Source organism: Kineococcus lubricus (genome assembly GCF_050871965.1).
Taxonomy (GTDB): domain Bacteria; phylum Actinomycetota; class Actinomycetes; order Actinomycetales; family Kineococcaceae; genus Kineococcus.
On record NZ_JBJLSK010000056.1, the window covers coordinates 1 to 15,127 of the forward strand.

General features: G+C 75.7%; 10 protein-coding genes and 3 tRNA genes. 3 read left to right on the plus strand and 10 right to left on the minus strand.

The annotated features are described in order from the left end of the window. Positions 1-102: 102 nt before the first annotated feature. On the minus strand, positions 103-1,518 hold the full coding sequence (locus tag ACRYRX_RS22115) for a glucose-6-phosphate dehydrogenase (protein WP_432515332.1): 1,416 nt from the start codon (positions 1,516-1,518) through the stop codon (positions 103-105). Between the two features lie 232 nt (positions 1,519-1,750). Between ACRYRX_RS22115 and ACRYRX_RS22120 the strand changes: the two genes are divergently transcribed. Further along, on the plus strand, positions 1,751-3,718 hold the full coding sequence (locus tag ACRYRX_RS22120) for an anthranilate synthase family protein (protein WP_432515334.1): 1,968 nt from the start codon (positions 1,751-1,753) through the stop codon (positions 3,716-3,718). Here ACRYRX_RS22120 and ACRYRX_RS22125 read toward each other — a convergent pair. The 8 genes from ACRYRX_RS22125 to ACRYRX_RS22160 form a co-directional block, all read right to left on the minus strand. Continuing rightward, complete coding sequence (locus tag ACRYRX_RS22125; RefSeq protein WP_432515335.1) at positions 3,702-4,400, minus strand: response regulator; 699 nt, start codon at positions 4,398-4,400, stop codon at positions 3,702-3,704. The two genes, ACRYRX_RS22120 and ACRYRX_RS22125, sit on opposite strands and share 17 nt — an antisense overlap. Beyond that, a complete protein-coding gene (locus ACRYRX_RS22130) occupies positions 4,397-5,632 on the minus strand; it encodes a sensor histidine kinase (protein WP_432515336.1) in 1,236 nt (411 codons plus the stop codon). The genes ACRYRX_RS22125 and ACRYRX_RS22130 overlap by 4 nt, the downstream gene beginning before the upstream one ends. Continuing rightward, positions 5,601-6,230 carry a hypothetical protein gene (locus ACRYRX_RS22135; protein ID WP_432515337.1) on the minus strand — a complete coding sequence of 210 codons (630 nt, stop codon included), beginning with the start codon at positions 6,228-6,230 and terminating at the stop codon, positions 5,601-5,603. The genes ACRYRX_RS22130 and ACRYRX_RS22135 overlap by 32 nt, the downstream gene beginning before the upstream one ends. Positions 6,231-6,408: 178 nt before the next feature. Further along, a tRNA-Met gene (locus tag ACRYRX_RS22140) sits at positions 6,409-6,482 on the minus strand. A 106-nt stretch (positions 6,483-6,588) separates the two neighbouring features. Further along, a tRNA-Met gene (locus ACRYRX_RS22145) sits at positions 6,589-6,662 on the minus strand. A 182-nt stretch (positions 6,663-6,844) separates the two neighbouring features. Then, a tRNA-Met gene (locus ACRYRX_RS22150) sits at positions 6,845-6,918 on the minus strand. 969 nt (positions 6,919-7,887) lie between these two features. Next, complete coding sequence (locus ACRYRX_RS22155; protein ID WP_432515338.1) at positions 7,888-8,034, minus strand: hypothetical protein; 147 nt, start codon at positions 8,032-8,034, stop codon at positions 7,888-7,890. Positions 8,035-8,360: 326 nt separating this feature from the next. Further along, positions 8,361-11,393 carry a UPF0182 family membrane protein gene (locus tag ACRYRX_RS22160; protein WP_432515339.1) on the minus strand — a complete coding sequence of 1,011 codons (3,033 nt, stop codon included), beginning with the start codon at positions 11,391-11,393 and terminating at the stop codon, positions 8,361-8,363. Positions 11,394-11,618: 225 nt separating this feature from the next. On the opposite strand from ACRYRX_RS22160, the gene ACRYRX_RS22165 reads away from it, so the two are divergent. Beyond that, on the plus strand, positions 11,619-12,206 hold the full coding sequence (locus tag ACRYRX_RS22165; RefSeq protein ID WP_432515340.1) for a PPA1309 family protein: 588 nt from the start codon (positions 11,619-11,621) through the stop codon (positions 12,204-12,206). A gap of 18 nt (positions 12,207-12,224) precedes the next feature. Here ACRYRX_RS22165 and ACRYRX_RS22170 read toward each other — a convergent pair whose 3' ends face one another. Then, complete coding sequence (locus ACRYRX_RS22170; RefSeq protein ID WP_432515341.1) at positions 12,225-13,367, minus strand: YlbL family protein; 1,143 nt, start codon at positions 13,365-13,367, stop codon at positions 12,225-12,227. 151 nt (positions 13,368-13,518) lie between these two features. Here ACRYRX_RS22170 and ACRYRX_RS22175 point away from each other — a divergent pair, with 151 nt between their 5' ends. Further along, positions 13,519-15,039, plus strand: coding sequence for a zinc-dependent metalloprotease (locus ACRYRX_RS22175; protein ID WP_432515342.1), 1,521 nt, complete (start codon positions 13,519-13,521; stop codon positions 15,037-15,039). Positions 15,040-15,127: the final 88 nt, after the last annotated feature.

Below are 15,127 nucleotides of genomic sequence, written 5' to 3' on the forward strand. Positions count from 1 at the left end.
CCCCCCCAACCCCCCCACCCCGACCCGGCGCGACCCGCCGGCCCCCCCCCGCCCCCCCCCCCGCCCGCGGCCCCCCCCCCCCCCCCCCCCCGGCCCGGGGGTTCAGCGCAGGAACCAGCGCCCCGGGGCGGCGAGCTCGTCGGCGGCCTGCGGGCCCCACGTGCCCGGTGCGTAGGGCAGGACCTGCGGGCGGTCCTGCGAGAACCGCTCGATGCAGGTCCACGCCGCGCGCAGCCCCTCCACGCCGGTGAACAGCGACCGGTCGCCGGTGAGCACGTGCTCGATGAGGTGCACGTACGGCAGCGCCGGGGCGGGGCCGTCGAAACCGTCCAGCGGCAGCGTCGCGGTCCCCTGCACCAGCCCGCCGGCCACACCGGGACGGCGCACGGTCGTCGCGACGTCCAGCGCCCCGCCCTCCAGCAGGGAGAAGCTGATCGTCGCCGGTTCGGCGTCGGCGTGCAGCCCCGTCGGGGGTTTCAGGACGAGCGTGACGCGCTGCTCGTCGGCCGTCATCTTCTTGCCCGAGCGCAGCAGGAACGGGACCCCGCGCCAGCGGTCGTTGTCGACCCACACCCGGCAGGCGGCGAGGGTGTCGGTCGTGGAGTCGTCCGGGACGCCGTCGATGGCGGTGTACCCCTCGAACTGCCCGAGCACCACCTCCGCCGGGTCCAGTTCGCGGAAGTCCTGCAGCGCAGCGTCCCGCGCGGCCTGCAGGGACCCGGGGCCGAGGTCGGCCGGGGGTTCCATCGCCACCGTCGCCGCCATCTGGAACAGGTGCGTGACGATCATGTCGAGGAAGGCGCCGGTGGCGTCGTAGAAGCTCGCCCGCTGCGCGACGTCGAGGGTCTCGGCGATGTCGATCTGCACCTGGTCGACGAACTCGCGGTTCCACAGGGCGGCCAGCCACGGGTTCGCGAACCGCGCGTGGATGACGTCCTGCTGCGCCTCGAAGGCCAGGAAGTGGTCGATCCGGAAGACCTGGGACTCCTCGAACACCCGGTGCACCTCGGCGTCGAGCTCCTCGAAGGACGCCAGGGAGGTGCCGTACGGCTTCTCGTAGACGACGCGCGAACCCTCGGCCAGCCCGTGGGCGGCGAAGGCCTTCGTCGCGTCCAGGAAGGCCGCCGGCGGGATCGCGAGGTAGTGCACCAGCTCGGCCTCGCCCCCCAGCTCCGCGCGCGCCCGGTCGATCACGGCGGGCAGCTGCCCGGGGTCGTCCTCGGTGAACCCGCCGGAGGCGAACAGGAGGTGCTCGGCGAAGTCGTCCCACGGCCCCTCGGAGGGGTCGGGGCCGAACTCCTCCAGCGCTTCGCGGATGAACTCGCGGAACTCCTCGTGGGTCTTCTCCCCACGGCTGGAACCGATCAGCCGCCACTGCTGCGGCAGCCGGCCCAGGCGGGCGAGCTCGAAGAAGGCCGGCGACACCAGCCGGCGCGAGAGGTCCCCCGTCGCGCCGTACAGGACGAAGATCGTCGGAGTGCTCCGGGACTGCTCTGTCGGGTGAGCGTTGCTGGTCACGCAGGCAGTATCTCCGCTCTTGCCCGCCCGGCGGGCCCGGGGGCTAAGGTGTCCTGCGTGACCACCACCGCACTCCCGACGGGAACCGCCAGCGCCTCGCGCCGCGGTGCGTGGTGGTGGGTGTCGGCGGTCGCCTGACGCTCCCACGTCCCGGTGGCCGCCTCGTCGAGGAGGCCGGCCGCAGGACGTCCCCCTCGACGGACGGCTCCCCCAGCCCCTCGAGGAGAACCCGATGACACCCGACCAGACCGTCGCGGACCTGCTGACCCCCGGCGCCGGTCCCTTCGCCCTGCTGCGCCGCCTCGACCCCGCCACCGGCCGGCCCGGCCCCGTGGAGGTGCTGCGCGGTCCCGTGGAGACCGTCGAGCACCTCGCCGACGTCCCGCTGCGCGACCGGAGGACGAACGGGGGGCGCGACGCCCTGGCCCTGGTCCCGTTCCGGCAGCTGCGCGAACGGGGTTTCGACGTCCACGACGACGGCACCCCGCTGCAGGTCCTGCGCGTCGAGACCGCCGTGGACCTCGCGGTCGAGGACGCGCTGCGCGTCCTGCCCGACGCCGAGGTCCCGCTGCGCGACGTCGCCCCGGACCTGTCCGACGACGACTACGCCGACGTGGTGCGCCGCATCATCGACACCGAGATCGCCCAGGGCAGCGGGGCGAACTTCGTCATCCGCCGCGACGTCGACGGCGTCATCGACGGTTTCGACGCCACCACGGCGCTGAGCCTGTTCCGGCGGCTGCTGGTCGCCGAGCAGGGGGCGTACTGGACGTTCGTCGTGCACGTCCCCGGCGCGGACGGGACCTCGCGCACGCTGGTCGGCGCCTCCCCGGAGGTGCACGTGCGGATGGCCCGCGGCGAGGTCGTCATGAACCCCATCTCCGGCACCTACCGGTACCCGGCGGCCGGGCCGGACCCCGACGGCCTCGTGGAGTTCCTCACCGACCCCAAGGAGGTCGAGGAGCTGTTCATGGTGGTCGACGAGGAGCTGAAGATGATGTGCTCGGTCGGCGACCTCGGCGGCGTCGTCCACGGCCCGTACCTGCGGGAGATGGCGAACCTGGCCCACACCGAGTTCGAGCTGCGCGGCCAGTCGACCCTGGACGCGCGGGAGGTGCTGCGGCAGACCATGTTCGCCGCCACCGTGACGGGTTCGCCGGTGCAGAGCGCCTGCCGCGTCATCAAGCGCTTCGAACCGTCCGGCCGCGGCTACTACGCCGGCGCGCTGGCCCTGCTCGGCCACGACGGCGAGGGCGGGCAGACGCTGGACTCCCCCATCCTCATCCGCACCGCCGACGTGCGGGCGGCCGGGGGCAGCGCGACCGTGCGGGTCTCGGTCGGCGCGACGCTGGTGCGCGGTTCCACCCCCGAGGGGGAGGTCGCCGAGACGCACGCGAAGTCCGCCGGCGTCCTGCGCGCGCTCGGCGCCCTGCCGCCGCTGCCGCCGCGCACCGGTTCCGACGGCGCCCCGGTGCGGCGGGTGCCGCTGGCCTCCGACGCGCGCGTCGCGACCCTGCTGGCCTCCCGCCGCGACCGGCTCGCGCCGTTCTGGCTCGAACCGCAGCAGCAGCCCACCCGGTCCCCGCTGGGCGAGGCGCTGGTGGTCGACGCCGAGGACACGTTCACGGCGATGCTGGTGCACCTGCTGGCCGCGGCCGGGTTGCGCGCGCGGGTCCTGCGCTACGACGACCCGGCGCTGGACGCCGAGCTCGCCGCGCACACCGGCCTGGTCCTGCTGGGCCCGGGCCCCGGCGACCCCGAGGACGCCTCCGACCCCCGCATCGCCCGCCTGCAGGAGCTCGCGGCGCGGCTGTCCGAGAGCGCCCGCGCGGGCGGCAACCCGCTGCTGGGCGTGTGCCTGGGCCACCAGCTGCTGTCGGGGACGCTGGGCCTGCCGTTGCGCCGCAAGGACGCCCCGCACCAGGGCACCCAGTTGCAGGTGGACCTGTTCGGCGCGGCCGCGACCGTCGGGTTCTACAACTCGTTCACGGCCCGCGTCGACGACGCCGCGGTCGCCCGGCTCGCCGGCGAGGGCGTGCAGGTGGCGACGGGACCGGCCGACGAGGTCGTCGCGCTGCGCGGGCGGGGTTTCGCCGGCATCCAGTTCCACCCCGAGTCGGTGCTGACGCTCGACGGCCCGGCGGTGCTGCGCTCGCTGGTCGAGCCCCTCCTGGACGGCGGGGTCAGCGGCCGGGGCTGACCAGCCCGATCTCGTAGCCCAGCACGACGGCCTGGACGCGGTCGCGCAGCCCGAGCTTGGTGAGGATGCGGCTGACGTGCGTCTTGGTCGTCTGCTCGGCGATGAACAGCTCCGCGGCGATCTCGGAGTTCGACAGCCCGCGGGCGATGCAGACCAGGACCTCGCGCTCGCGCGGGGTCAGGTCCGCGACGGCGGCCGGGACGGCGATCGAGCGCTGGCGGGTGGAGACGAAGTGCTCGATGAGGCGGCGGGTGATGACCGGCGACAGCAGGGAGTCCCCCGCCGCCACGGCGCGGACGGCCTCGACGAGGGTCTCGGGGGTGGCGTCCTTGAGCAGGAACCCGCTCGCCCCGGCCTGCAGCGCGGTGAACACGTAGTCGTCGATGTCGAAGGTCGTGAGCACCAGCACCCGCGGCGCGGGGTCCAGGCCGGCCGCCAGGATCCGCCGGGTCGCCTCCAGCCCGTCCACGACGGGCATGCGCACGTCCATGAGCACGACGTCGGCGGCCCGTTCGGGCGGCAGCCCGGTGACGACCCGGACGGCCTCGGCGCCGTCGGCGGCCTGCCCGACGACCTCGATGCCCGGCTGGGCCGACAGCAGGGCCGAGAACCCGGCCCGGATCATGGCCTGGTCGTCGACGACGACGGCGCGCACGACCGCGGGGTCCGGTCCACTGGTCACGCCCCAGCTTCCCACGGCAGCGCGGCGCGCAGGACGAACCCGCCCCCGGGCAGCGGCCCGGACTCGACCGTCCCGCCCAGCAGCGCGGCGCGTTCGCGGACCCCGACCAGGCCGTGCCCGCCGGGGTCGGCCGTCGAGACGAACCCCGGCGGCGGGGCGTCGTTGCGCACCTCCACGACGATGCCGGGGTCGGCGCGCAGGACGCTGACCCCGACCGCGGCGCCGGTGGCGTGCCGGACGACGTTCGCGAGCCCCTCCTGGACGATGCGGTGCACGACCAGCCCCACCGACGCCGGGAGCCGGGTCAGCCGCAGCGGCGGGTCCAGGTGCAGGGTCACCGCGCACCCGGCCCGGCGCGCGCCCTCGGCGAGGGCGTCGAGGCCGTCGAGCCCGGCCTGCGGGGCGAGCTCGGCGCCGTCGCCGGAGCTGCGCAGCACCCCCAGCAGGGTGCGCATCTCGGCCAGCGCCGTGCGCGACTGCGCCGCGATGTCGTCGAACTCCGCGCGCGCCTCCGCCGACAGCCCGGGGATGCGGTACTGCGCCGTGGTCGCCTGCACCCCGATGACGGACATGCTGTGCGCCACCACGTCGTGCAGTTCCCGGGCGATCCGGTTGCGTTCCTCGACGATGACGCGCCGGGCCTGCTCGGCCTCGGTGTCGCGCCGGGACCGGGCCAGTTCCTCCCGGACCCGGCGCCGGGCCCCGACGGCGACCCCGCCGCCCAGCAGCAGCGCGGAGTTCGACGCGTAGACGACGAGGTTCGTCCCGGGGCCGTCGCCCCCACCGGCCACGACGAGGGCGATCACCCCGGTGACGACGAGGCTGGCGATCCACGCGGTGAGGGCCAGGCGCCCCTCCCGGCGGACCCCCAGGACCGCCAGCAGCGCCCCGAAGGTCAGCAGCGAGGGCACCGTCCACGGCCACGGGCCCGCGTGCCGGTCGGCGCTGACCGCCACCATCACGACGCCGGTCAGGGCCGCGACGGTCCCGACCTGGGCCCGCCACAGCGCGACCACCAGCCCACCGCACTGCAGGAGCACCGCGGACAGGGCCAGGTCGACGGGGACGTCGTGCACGGCGGCCGAGACGGGCGCGCCGACGGAGTACAGGACCACGGCCAGCCCGACGACGAGGGTGCGGGCGCCGGCGAGGGGGGCCAGCGCGGCGCGCACCGCCGAGGGGCGCCGGGGGTGTTCCCGGTCAGGGCGCGACCGGTGCCAGCGACGCGGCAAGCAACCCACCTCCCTGGCGCACGGTCCGCAGCGCGGCGCCGACGACCGTCTTGACCCCGAGCAGGGCGGCGCCGGCCGCCAGACCGCCCAGGACGGCGATCCACGGGTGCTCCAGGACGCTCTGCACCCGGGTGGCCAGGTGCTCGCCGGTCAGGACGCCCAGGCCCACCAGGACGCTGACGCGCACCGCGGTGAACAGCGCGACCCACCCGAGGAAGGAGCGGTACGCGACCCCGGACCAGCCGGCGGCGACGAAGGCGGGCACGGCGCCGACGTCGACGAGCTTGGCCCCGGCGACGACGGCCGGCAGGTGACCGGCCGCCTTCCCCGCGAGGAGCTCCTGCCGGTCGGGGGTGAACCCGAGCCGGCCGGCCAGCGCCGCGGCGCGCGGGAAGCGGCCGGCGCGGCGGGCCAGGCGGCCCAGGGCGAACAGGCCGCTGTCGAGCACCAGGTCGATCGCGAAGGCGAGCGCCCACACGACGAGGAGCCCGGCGTGCCCGGCGCCCACGAGGGTGCCGCCCACGAAGGTGGCGACCGGGCCCTCCAGGGCCATCGCCGGCGCCAGCACGCCGTACGGGCCGCCCGTCAGCAGGTCCACCGCTCCCCCTGGGGTCCGTGCGGCCCCGGGTGGGCCGCGGGGACAGTCCACCCCATCGGCGCGCCCGGGTCGTCCCCCGCCGGGACTCACCCCGCGTACCACCCGGGTACCCCCTGGGCCGCCGGCGCACCGGGACGACGAAGGCCCGGACCGTCTGGTCCGGGCCTTCACCTCTGCGTAGCGGGGACAGGATTTGAACCTGCGACCTCTGGGTTATGAGCCCAGCGAGCTACCGAGCTGCTCCACCCCGCGTCGGTGAACACCACGTTACGTCGCCGTCGACGCAGAAGCAAATCGGTTGCGGCGCAGGGAGAACGACGAAGGCCCGGACCGTCTGGTCCGGGCCTTCACTTCTGCGTAGCGGGGACAGGATTTGAACCTGCGACCTCTGGGTTATGAGCCCAGCGAGCTACCGAGCTGCTCCACCCCGCGTCGGTGGACCCGACCTTACGCGATGCCGCCCTGGATCACCAATCGGTTGCGCCGCAAGGGGTGTCGACCGTCGCCCTGCCGGTGGTCGACCGCCCCCGACCGCCGTGCGGAGCGACGACGCCCTGGACCCCGGGTACGGCGAAGGCCCCGGGACCGTGGGGTCCCGGGGCCTTCGCCGTCAGTAGCGGGGACAGGATTTGAACCTGCGACCTCTGGGTTATGAGCCCAGCGAGCTACCGAGCTGCTCCACCCCGCGTCGTGCCCGCAACGTTACGGCACGGTGGACGCCGGGCCAAATCCCCGGGGCCTCAGGCGGCCACCAGCGCCAGGGCGAACCGCTCGAGGTCCTGGGCGAGGGCGGCGGGGACCCACTGGCGCGCCCCGGCTCCCCCAGCCCCGAGGCCCCCGTCAGCAGCCACGAGCCACCGTCGCCGGCGCGCACCACGACCCGGCCGACCGCCTGCCCGGGCAGGTGCACCGTCCACAGGTACCAGTCCCCGTCCCAGGCCCGGCGCAGCCCGTCGTCCGCGTCCGCGGGGCACGGCGCACCGGAGTCGTCGACGGGGCGCAGCAGGTCCGCCTCGCTCGGCGCGGCCGTGGCGACGCAGGTCCACCGCGGCTCCAGGCCGCACCACGCGGCCAGCACCACGGGCAGGTGGGAGGCGTCCACCCGGGCCAGCCGGACCCGCGTCGCGTCCTGGAGCACCCCGGGGGCCTGACCCGCCCCGGCCGGGGCGGCCACGTCGGCCGGCCCGGCCGTCGCCACGACCAGCACCCGGCCGCCCCGGTGGGACACGTCCAGGCTCAGCGGCACCGGCCCGCGCGCGGACTCCAGCCGCAGGTGCGCCGCACGGGTCCGCAGCGGCTCCCGGACGGCGGCCCCCTCGGCGGTGGGGCGACCTGCGGCCCGGCGGGGTGAACGGCTGCCGCGGCAGCAGCGCCCGCACGTCCTCCAGGTCCTCCCCCGCGGCGACCGCCACCGCCGGCGGGGTCGGCGGCGTGGGGACCGGCGGCCCCGCGGGCCGGTCGGGGCGGACCCCGACGGCCGCGGCCACCCGGTCCACGTCCACCGCGTGCACGAGGCGGTGCAGCGCGGGCACCGTGGCGGCGACGGTGAGGATGCCGCGGCCCGCGGGGCGGTCGACCACCCGCACGACCTGCGTGACGGCCAGGGTGGCCGCCCCGCGGCGGTGCGCGAAGGACAGCCGGCGCCCGGCGTCGACCGTCACCGGCCCCGCGGGTGGGCCCACACCTCGTAGCCCAGGACCCGGCCGTCACCAGTCGCCGCGCCGCACACCTCGACGGCGGCGGCCAGGGCCTGCCCCCCGAACGCCGCGGCCGACGCGTCCGGGTGCGCGTCGACGAAGGTCACCACGATCGTGGGGGCGACGGGGGTGCCGGCGGCGTCGGAGGTGACCCGCGCCCCCGCGAGGGGCGCCCCGGCCCCGGCCCGACCGGTTCCCAGCCGCGCGGGAGCGGGACCCGCACCCCGTCGGCCTCGACCCAGCCGGTGATCCAGCCCTCGTCCGCCGCGCTCCCTCCGGCTCCGCCGGGACGTCGTCGTCCGGCCGGACCACGAGGCGGCCCCCTCCGCGTCGGCGACGACGGTAGGAGCCCCGGACACGGCGACGGCCGCCGTCCGCGGTGCTCTCACCGGAACGGCGGCCGTCACCTCACCCGGCCGGGGCAGTCGTCACCTCACGGGGTCGGCGGCGCCCCGGTGGCCGACGGGTCCGCCGTGGGGGTCGGTGCCTGCGCCTGCTCCAGCCGCGCCTCGGCCGCGGTCGCCGCGTCGACCGCCGCGCTCAGCCGCTGCTGCGCCTCGCCGTAGGCGGCGAAGTCGCCTCGCGCGAGCGCCGCGGAGGAGTCGGTGATCGCCTGCTTGGCGTTCGCGAGCGCCTGCTGCAGCTGCGTCTGCGCGTCCCCGGTGGTCCCGCCGTCCGCGGGGGCGGTGCCCGTCGGGGTCGGCGCCGGGCTCTGCGTCGGGTTCCCGTCCGCGCCGACCGGCGGGCTGCCCGCGTCACCGGCCCCGGCCCCGGAGTTGCCGCCGAAGACCTGGTCCAGCGCCTCGTCGAGGGTGTTCGCGATGGCGATGTTGTCCCCGAAGACCGCCACGACCCGGCTCAGCCGCGGGAAGGAGTTGTTGCCGGTGGACTGGGCGTAGATCGGCTCGACGTACAGCATCCCGCCGCCGACGGGCAGCGACAGCAGGTTGCCGTACTTGACCTCCGAGCTGCCGCCGAGGCTGAGCAGGCGGACCTGCTCGGCGACCTCGGTGTCGGAGCGGATGTTGTTCTGGATCTGCACGGGGCCGTTGACGGTCGAGGACTGCGGCAGTTCCAGCAGGCGGATCGTGCCGTACCCCTCGCTCTTCTCGCCCTTCTGCGTCCCGGCGTCGGAGTCGACCGCGGCGAAGCCCCGCAGCACCTGGGTGCCGGAGTTGTTCTGCGTCGAGGCGGGCACGTAGGTCGTGGTGAGGCTGTAGCGCGCCGCCTCCTGGTCCGGCATCCGCAGGGTCAGGTAGTACGGCGGCTGCGCGGCCTTGGCGCCGTTCTGGCTCTCGATCGTGGGGTCGTCCGGGACGTCCCAGAAGTCCTGACCGGTGAGGAACGAGGCGGCGTCGGTGACGTGGTAGCTGGACAGCACCTCGCGCTGCACCTTGAACATGTCCTGCGGGTAGCGCAGGTGCGCCATGAGGGTGCCGTCGATCTCCGACAACGGCTGCACCGCGCCGGGGAACGCCTTCATCCACGCCTGCAGGACGGGGTCGGTCTCGTCCCACTCGTAGAGCGTGACCTTGCCCGTGTACGCGTCGACGGTGGCCTTCACCGAGTTCCGGACGTAATTGACCGTGCGGTCCTGCAGGGCCTGCACGCTGCTGCCCTGGGTCTGGGTCAGCGTGTCCGTGGTCGCCTCGCCGAGCTCGGTCTGCGCCGCGTACGGGAAGGACGCCGAGGTCGTGTAGCCGTCGAGGATCCACACGACGCGGCCGCCGACGACCGAGGGGTAGGCGTCGCCGTCCATCGTCAGCCACGGCGCGACCTTCTCGACGCGCTCGCGCGGGGTGCGGTCGTAGAGGATCTTGGAGTTCTCCTTGACCGAGCTCGACAGCAGGATGTTCTGGTCGCCGAACTTCAGCGCGTAGACCAGCTTCTCCAGCAGGCCGCCGACCGCGACGCCGCCGGAGCCGTCGTACTGCGTCGTGGCGAAGCCGCCCGGCGAGCCGTCGGGGTAGTCGATCTCGTTGTCCTGGCCGCCGACGATCGAGTACGTCTCGGTGCCCTCGCCGAAGTAGATCCGCGGCTGCTCGATGTCGATCTCCCCCGTCGTGGGGACGTTCGACTCCAGGTAGCTGGGGCTGCCGTCGGGGGCGCGGTCGTTCCCGCGGGCCACGACGACGCCGTACCCGTGGGTGTAGATGGTGTGCTCGTTCACCCAGGTGCGCTGGTTGTCCGACAGCCCCGACAGGTTCAGCTCGCGCGCGGCGACGACGGCGTCGCGGGTGTTGCCGTCCGGGGAGGCGTACCGGTCCACGTCCAGGACGTCGGGGAACTTGTAGTACCCGCGCTGGCCCTGGGTCTGCTGGAAGGCCTGGGAGACGATGGAGGGGTCGAGCAGGCGGACGCTGGGGATGGTGTCCGCGTCCGCGCTGAGCTGGCCGGTGGTGGCCGTCGTGTCGGCCTCGTAGGTGGTGACCTCGACGTCGGCCAGGTCGTACGCCGACCGCGTGGCCTCGATGTTCTTCTCGACGTACTGCGACTCCAGGCTCTGCCGGTTCGGGGTCACCTGGAAGCGCTGCACGGCCCACGGGTAGATCCCGCCGATGGCCACCGCGCTCACCACGAGCAGCCCGGTGCCGATCGCCGGCAGCCGCCACGAGGTGCCGAACGCCGCCGCGACGAACAGCAGCGCCACGACGACGGCGATGATCGCCAGGATCGCCTTGGCGGGCAGGACGGCGTGCACGTCGGTGTACGTGGGGCCGACGACCCCGCGCACGTGCCCGGAGCTGGACACCATGAGCTCGTAGCGGTCCAGCCAGTACCCCGCGGCCCGCAGCAGCAGGAACAGCGCGGCGAGGGTCGCCAGGTGGATGCGCGCGGCCCGCGTGGTGCGCTGCCCGCCGCCGGACAGCCGCAGCCCGCCGTACAGGTAGTGCGCGGCGAGGCCGCCGAGGCCGGCCAGCACGACGGCCGCGGTGAGGAAGCTGATCAGGAACGTCAGCCACGGCAGCGTGAAGACGTAGAAGCCCTGGTCGATGCCGAACTGCCGGTCGTCGGTGCCGAAGCCGGTCCGGTTCAGCCACAGCAGCAGCGTCTCCCAGCGGCTCATCGCCACCGACCCGCCGAACAGGCCCGCCGCGATCGACAGCACGACGACGACGACGCGGCGCAGCGGTTCGAGGGACTCGCGGTAGCGGTCCAGACCGGCCTGCTCGGTCGACAGCGGCGCGTAGACCGGCCGGCTGCGGTACCCGACGGTCAGCGACACCGCGACCGCGGCGGCCAGCAGCAGGCCGCCGACGACGAACAGCGCGAGCTGCAGCCACAGCTTGCGCGTGAACGTGGACAGGAAGCCGAGCTCGTCGAACCACCACACGTCGGACGCGATCCTCGACCCGACGATCACGGCGATGACGACGGCCACGAGGACCACGACGGTGGGCAGGGCTGCGCCCCGGCGACGGCGCCGGAGCACCGGCCGGGACGGACGGCGTGGGGGGAAGCTCACGATCAGGCAACTTACAAGCCTCCCCGGACGTGCCCCCGGACGTGCGCGTCCGGCGCATCGTGACCACTTCGTTGTCACCGCCCGCCCACCGGCGGGGAACCGCCGGGTCCGGGCGGTGGGGAGCGCGTGAGCGGGCCGTGGACGCCCGGTGCGGGCCCGGTGCCCGCCCGGCGTCCCCGGCCGCGGCCGGCGCGGTCCGTCCGGCGGTCGTGCCACCATCGGCCCGTGAGTTCTGACGCAGGCACTTCCCCGGCCTCCACCGCCTCCGGGTCCTCCGGGTTGTGGCGGACCGTCGCCGAGATCGAGCGGTACGTGGCCACCGACGGGTGGGGCGCGCCGCTGCGCCTGTTCGCGCTCGTGCGCACCGCCGACGCGCTGGCCCGCGACCCCGACCTGGCCCACCGGCTGCCCGCGAACGTCGTCGAGGAGGCGCGCGCCGACGCCGGCCACCTCACCTCCGTCGAGCAGGACGGCGTCCCGGCGGTGACCGACCTCGACGAGCTGCTCGGCCAGCTGGCCTGGCCCGACGGCGTCGACGGCGCCGCCCTCGTGGTGGAGCGCATCCTCGTCCCGCCGGACGCCGAGGCCGAGGTCCGCGCCGCGACCAGCGCCGACGACGAGGGGGCCCGGGCCCGCGCGCTGGCCGCGCACCCGCTGGCCGAGGACGTCCGCATCGCGGTCGGGGTGCTGCGCGACGGCAGCCACGAGTGCGCCGTCCGGTCCCGCTCGAAGGACTCCGACGGGGAGGTGGCGACCGGCGCCGACCTCGTCCCGGGCCTGGTCAGCGCCCTGCAGGCCACCCTGCAGGACTGAGCGCGCCCCCGGCGGCCCTCAGCCCGCGGCCGCCTCGCACGTCGCCAGGGAGGCCCCCTCGCCGCGGCCGATGGCCCCGACGGCCTCCACGGCCTCGTGCAGCGTGGTGACCGGGACGACGGTGATCCCCTCGGGGGTCGCCCCCGCCACCTGGCCGCACTCCTGCCGCGGGGCGAGGAACCAGGCGGCGCCGTCGGCGCGCGCCCCGAGCACCTTCTGCCGCAGGCCGCCGATCTGCTGGACGGTGCCGTCGGCGGCGATCGCCCCCGTCCCGGCGACGTGCTGCCCGCCGGTGAGGGCGCCGGGGGTCAGCTGGTCGACGATGCCGAGGGCGAACATCGTCCCGGCGCTGGGCCCGCCGACGTCGTCGATGGCGATGTCGATGTCGAACGGGAACGCGTAGTCGACGTGCGGGGTCAGGCCCAGCAGCGTCGTGCCGTCCCGGGCGACCGTGCGGGTGCGCACCGTGCGCGGCTCGCCCCCGCGGGTGATGCCCACCTCGACCTCGGTGTCGCCCGGCAGCGCCCGCACCGCGGCCTGCAGGGCCGCGAAGTCCGCCACCGGGGTCCCGTCGACGCTGGTGACGACGTCCCCGGCGCGCAGCACCGACGCGGCCGGGACGTCGGCGGAGACCTCCTCGACGCGAGTGGTCGTCGTGGCGGGCACGTCGATCCCCAGCTCGGTCAGCGCCGCGACCTTCGCGTTGGTCTGCGAGCTCGTCATCTCGGCGGCCGACCGGTCGTCGGCCTCCTCGCGCGTCTGCTCCGGCGGGAAGTACAGCTCGCGGGGGACGACGTTGACCTGCGGGTCCACCCAGTCGACCAGCAGCTCCCCCAGGGTCATCTCCAGCCCCGGCCCCCCGCGCAGCGAGACGGTGGTCAGGTCCAGCCGGCCCGACGTCGGGTACGTCTGCGCGCCCGAGATCGTGATGAGCCCACGGGCGTCCGGGCCGTCGCCGGGGTCGGCGATGACGTCGGTGACCGGTCCGGGGCTGAGCGCGACGTAGGGGACGTGCACGATGCCGAAGACCGCCGCCAGGGCGATCGCGCAGAACGACGAGGCGGTCAGCAGCGTCCCCCGCGCCCCCCGCGGGGACGGCGAGGCGGGGACGGGGTCCGGGACGGGGTCGGGGTCGGACCCGGCGGACGGCGCGCTCGACACCCCCGCACCCTACGTTCGCGCCCGCCGCGCCGTTCGCCCACGGTGAAGAACCGCGCGGCGGCGGAACGGCGACCACCCGCCACTCGTCGGCTCGGGTGCGGGGCGTCATGATGGACCGGACGACCTGCAGGTCGACGAAGCGGAGGACACGGTGGGCCAGCGAGACGACGACGGAGCCGAACGCCCGGAGGACGAGGACGGCGGCACCGGCGACCGCAGCGGGGGCCAGCCCGGCTTCCGGCCGTCCGGGACCCCCGGCCGGCGCCCGGACCCCGCGGGGTCCGGCGACAGCCCGAAGAACCCCCTGGAGGAGCTGCTCGGCCCCCTCTTCGGCGGCCAGTTCCCCGGGGGCCAGTTCCCCGGCGGGCTGCCCCAGGGCATCCCGGGCTTCGGGGACGCCGGTTTCGACCCGGCGGTGATGGGCCAGATCCTGACCCAGCTGCAGAAGTTCCTCTCCAACCCCTCCGACGCCCCGGTGAACTGGGACGTCGCCCACGACCTGGCCCGCCAGGCCGCGGCGCAGAAGGGCGACCCGACCCCGCACGCGGTCGACCGCCGCGAGGTCGACGACGCCCTGCGGGTGGCCGACCTGTGGCTCGACGGCGTCACCGACCTCGCCCAGGCGGCGACCTCCCTGGAGGCGTGGAGCCGGGCGGAGTGGGTCGAGAAGACGATGCCCGTATGGCGTCAGCTCGTCGAGCCCGTCGCCGCCAACGTCGCCGCCGCGATGGGCGAGGCGATGGCCTCCCAGGCCCCGCCGGAGATGGCCGCCGTGCTCGGCTCGGCCGGGGCGATGCTGCGCCAGGTCGGCGGGGGCGTGTTCGGGATGCAGGTGGGCCAGGCGATCGGCCAGCTCGCCGGGGAGGTGCTGTCCACCACCGACGTCGGGCTGCCGCTGGCGCCGACCGGCCGGGCCGCGCTGCTGCCGGAGAACGTGCGCTCGTTCGCCGACGGCCTCGAGGTCCCGATCGACGAGGTCCGCCGCTACCTCGCGCTGCGCGAGGCCGCCCACCAGCGCCTCTTCGCGCACGTCCCGTGGCTGCGCGCGCACCTGCTCGGCTCGGTGGAGTCCTTCGCCCGGGGCATCTCGGTGGACGCCGACCGGATCGCCGACGCCGCCCGCCAGGTCGACCCCACCAACCCGGAGTCGCTGCAGGAGGCGATGCAGTCGGGCATCTTCGAGCCCGAGAGCACCCCGGCCCAGAAGGCCGCCCTCGCGCGGCTGGAGACGGCGCTCGCGCTCGTGGAGGGCTGGGTCGACCACGTGACGGACGAGGCGGCCGGGTCCGTCCTGCCGCACGCGAACGCGCTGCGCGAGACGATGCGCCGTCGCCGCGCCACCGGCGGTCCGGCCGAGCACGCCTTCGCCGTGCTCGTGGGGCTGGAGCTGCGCCCGCGCCGGGCCCGCGAGGCCAGCGCCCTGTGGGAGCAGCTGCTGGCCCGCGGGGGCCGCGCGGCCCGCGACGCCGTCTGGGACCACCCGGACCTGCTGCCGGTGGCCGAGGACCTCGACGACGTCGCGGCCTTCGTGGACCGCCGGCTCGGCGGCACCGGCGAGGTCGAGGGGGCGCCGGACGACATGGACGCGGCGCTGCGCGAACTGCTGGACGGACCGCGCGGCGAGTCCGACGGGCCGACCGAGGGCGGCTCCGGGGGCCCGGCGCAGGGCTGAGGCGGGTCAGCCGGTCGTGGGGTCGTCCCCCGCGCCCGCCCGTCCCGGCGGGGGGGGGGCGGGGGGGGGGGGGGGCGGGGGGGGGGGG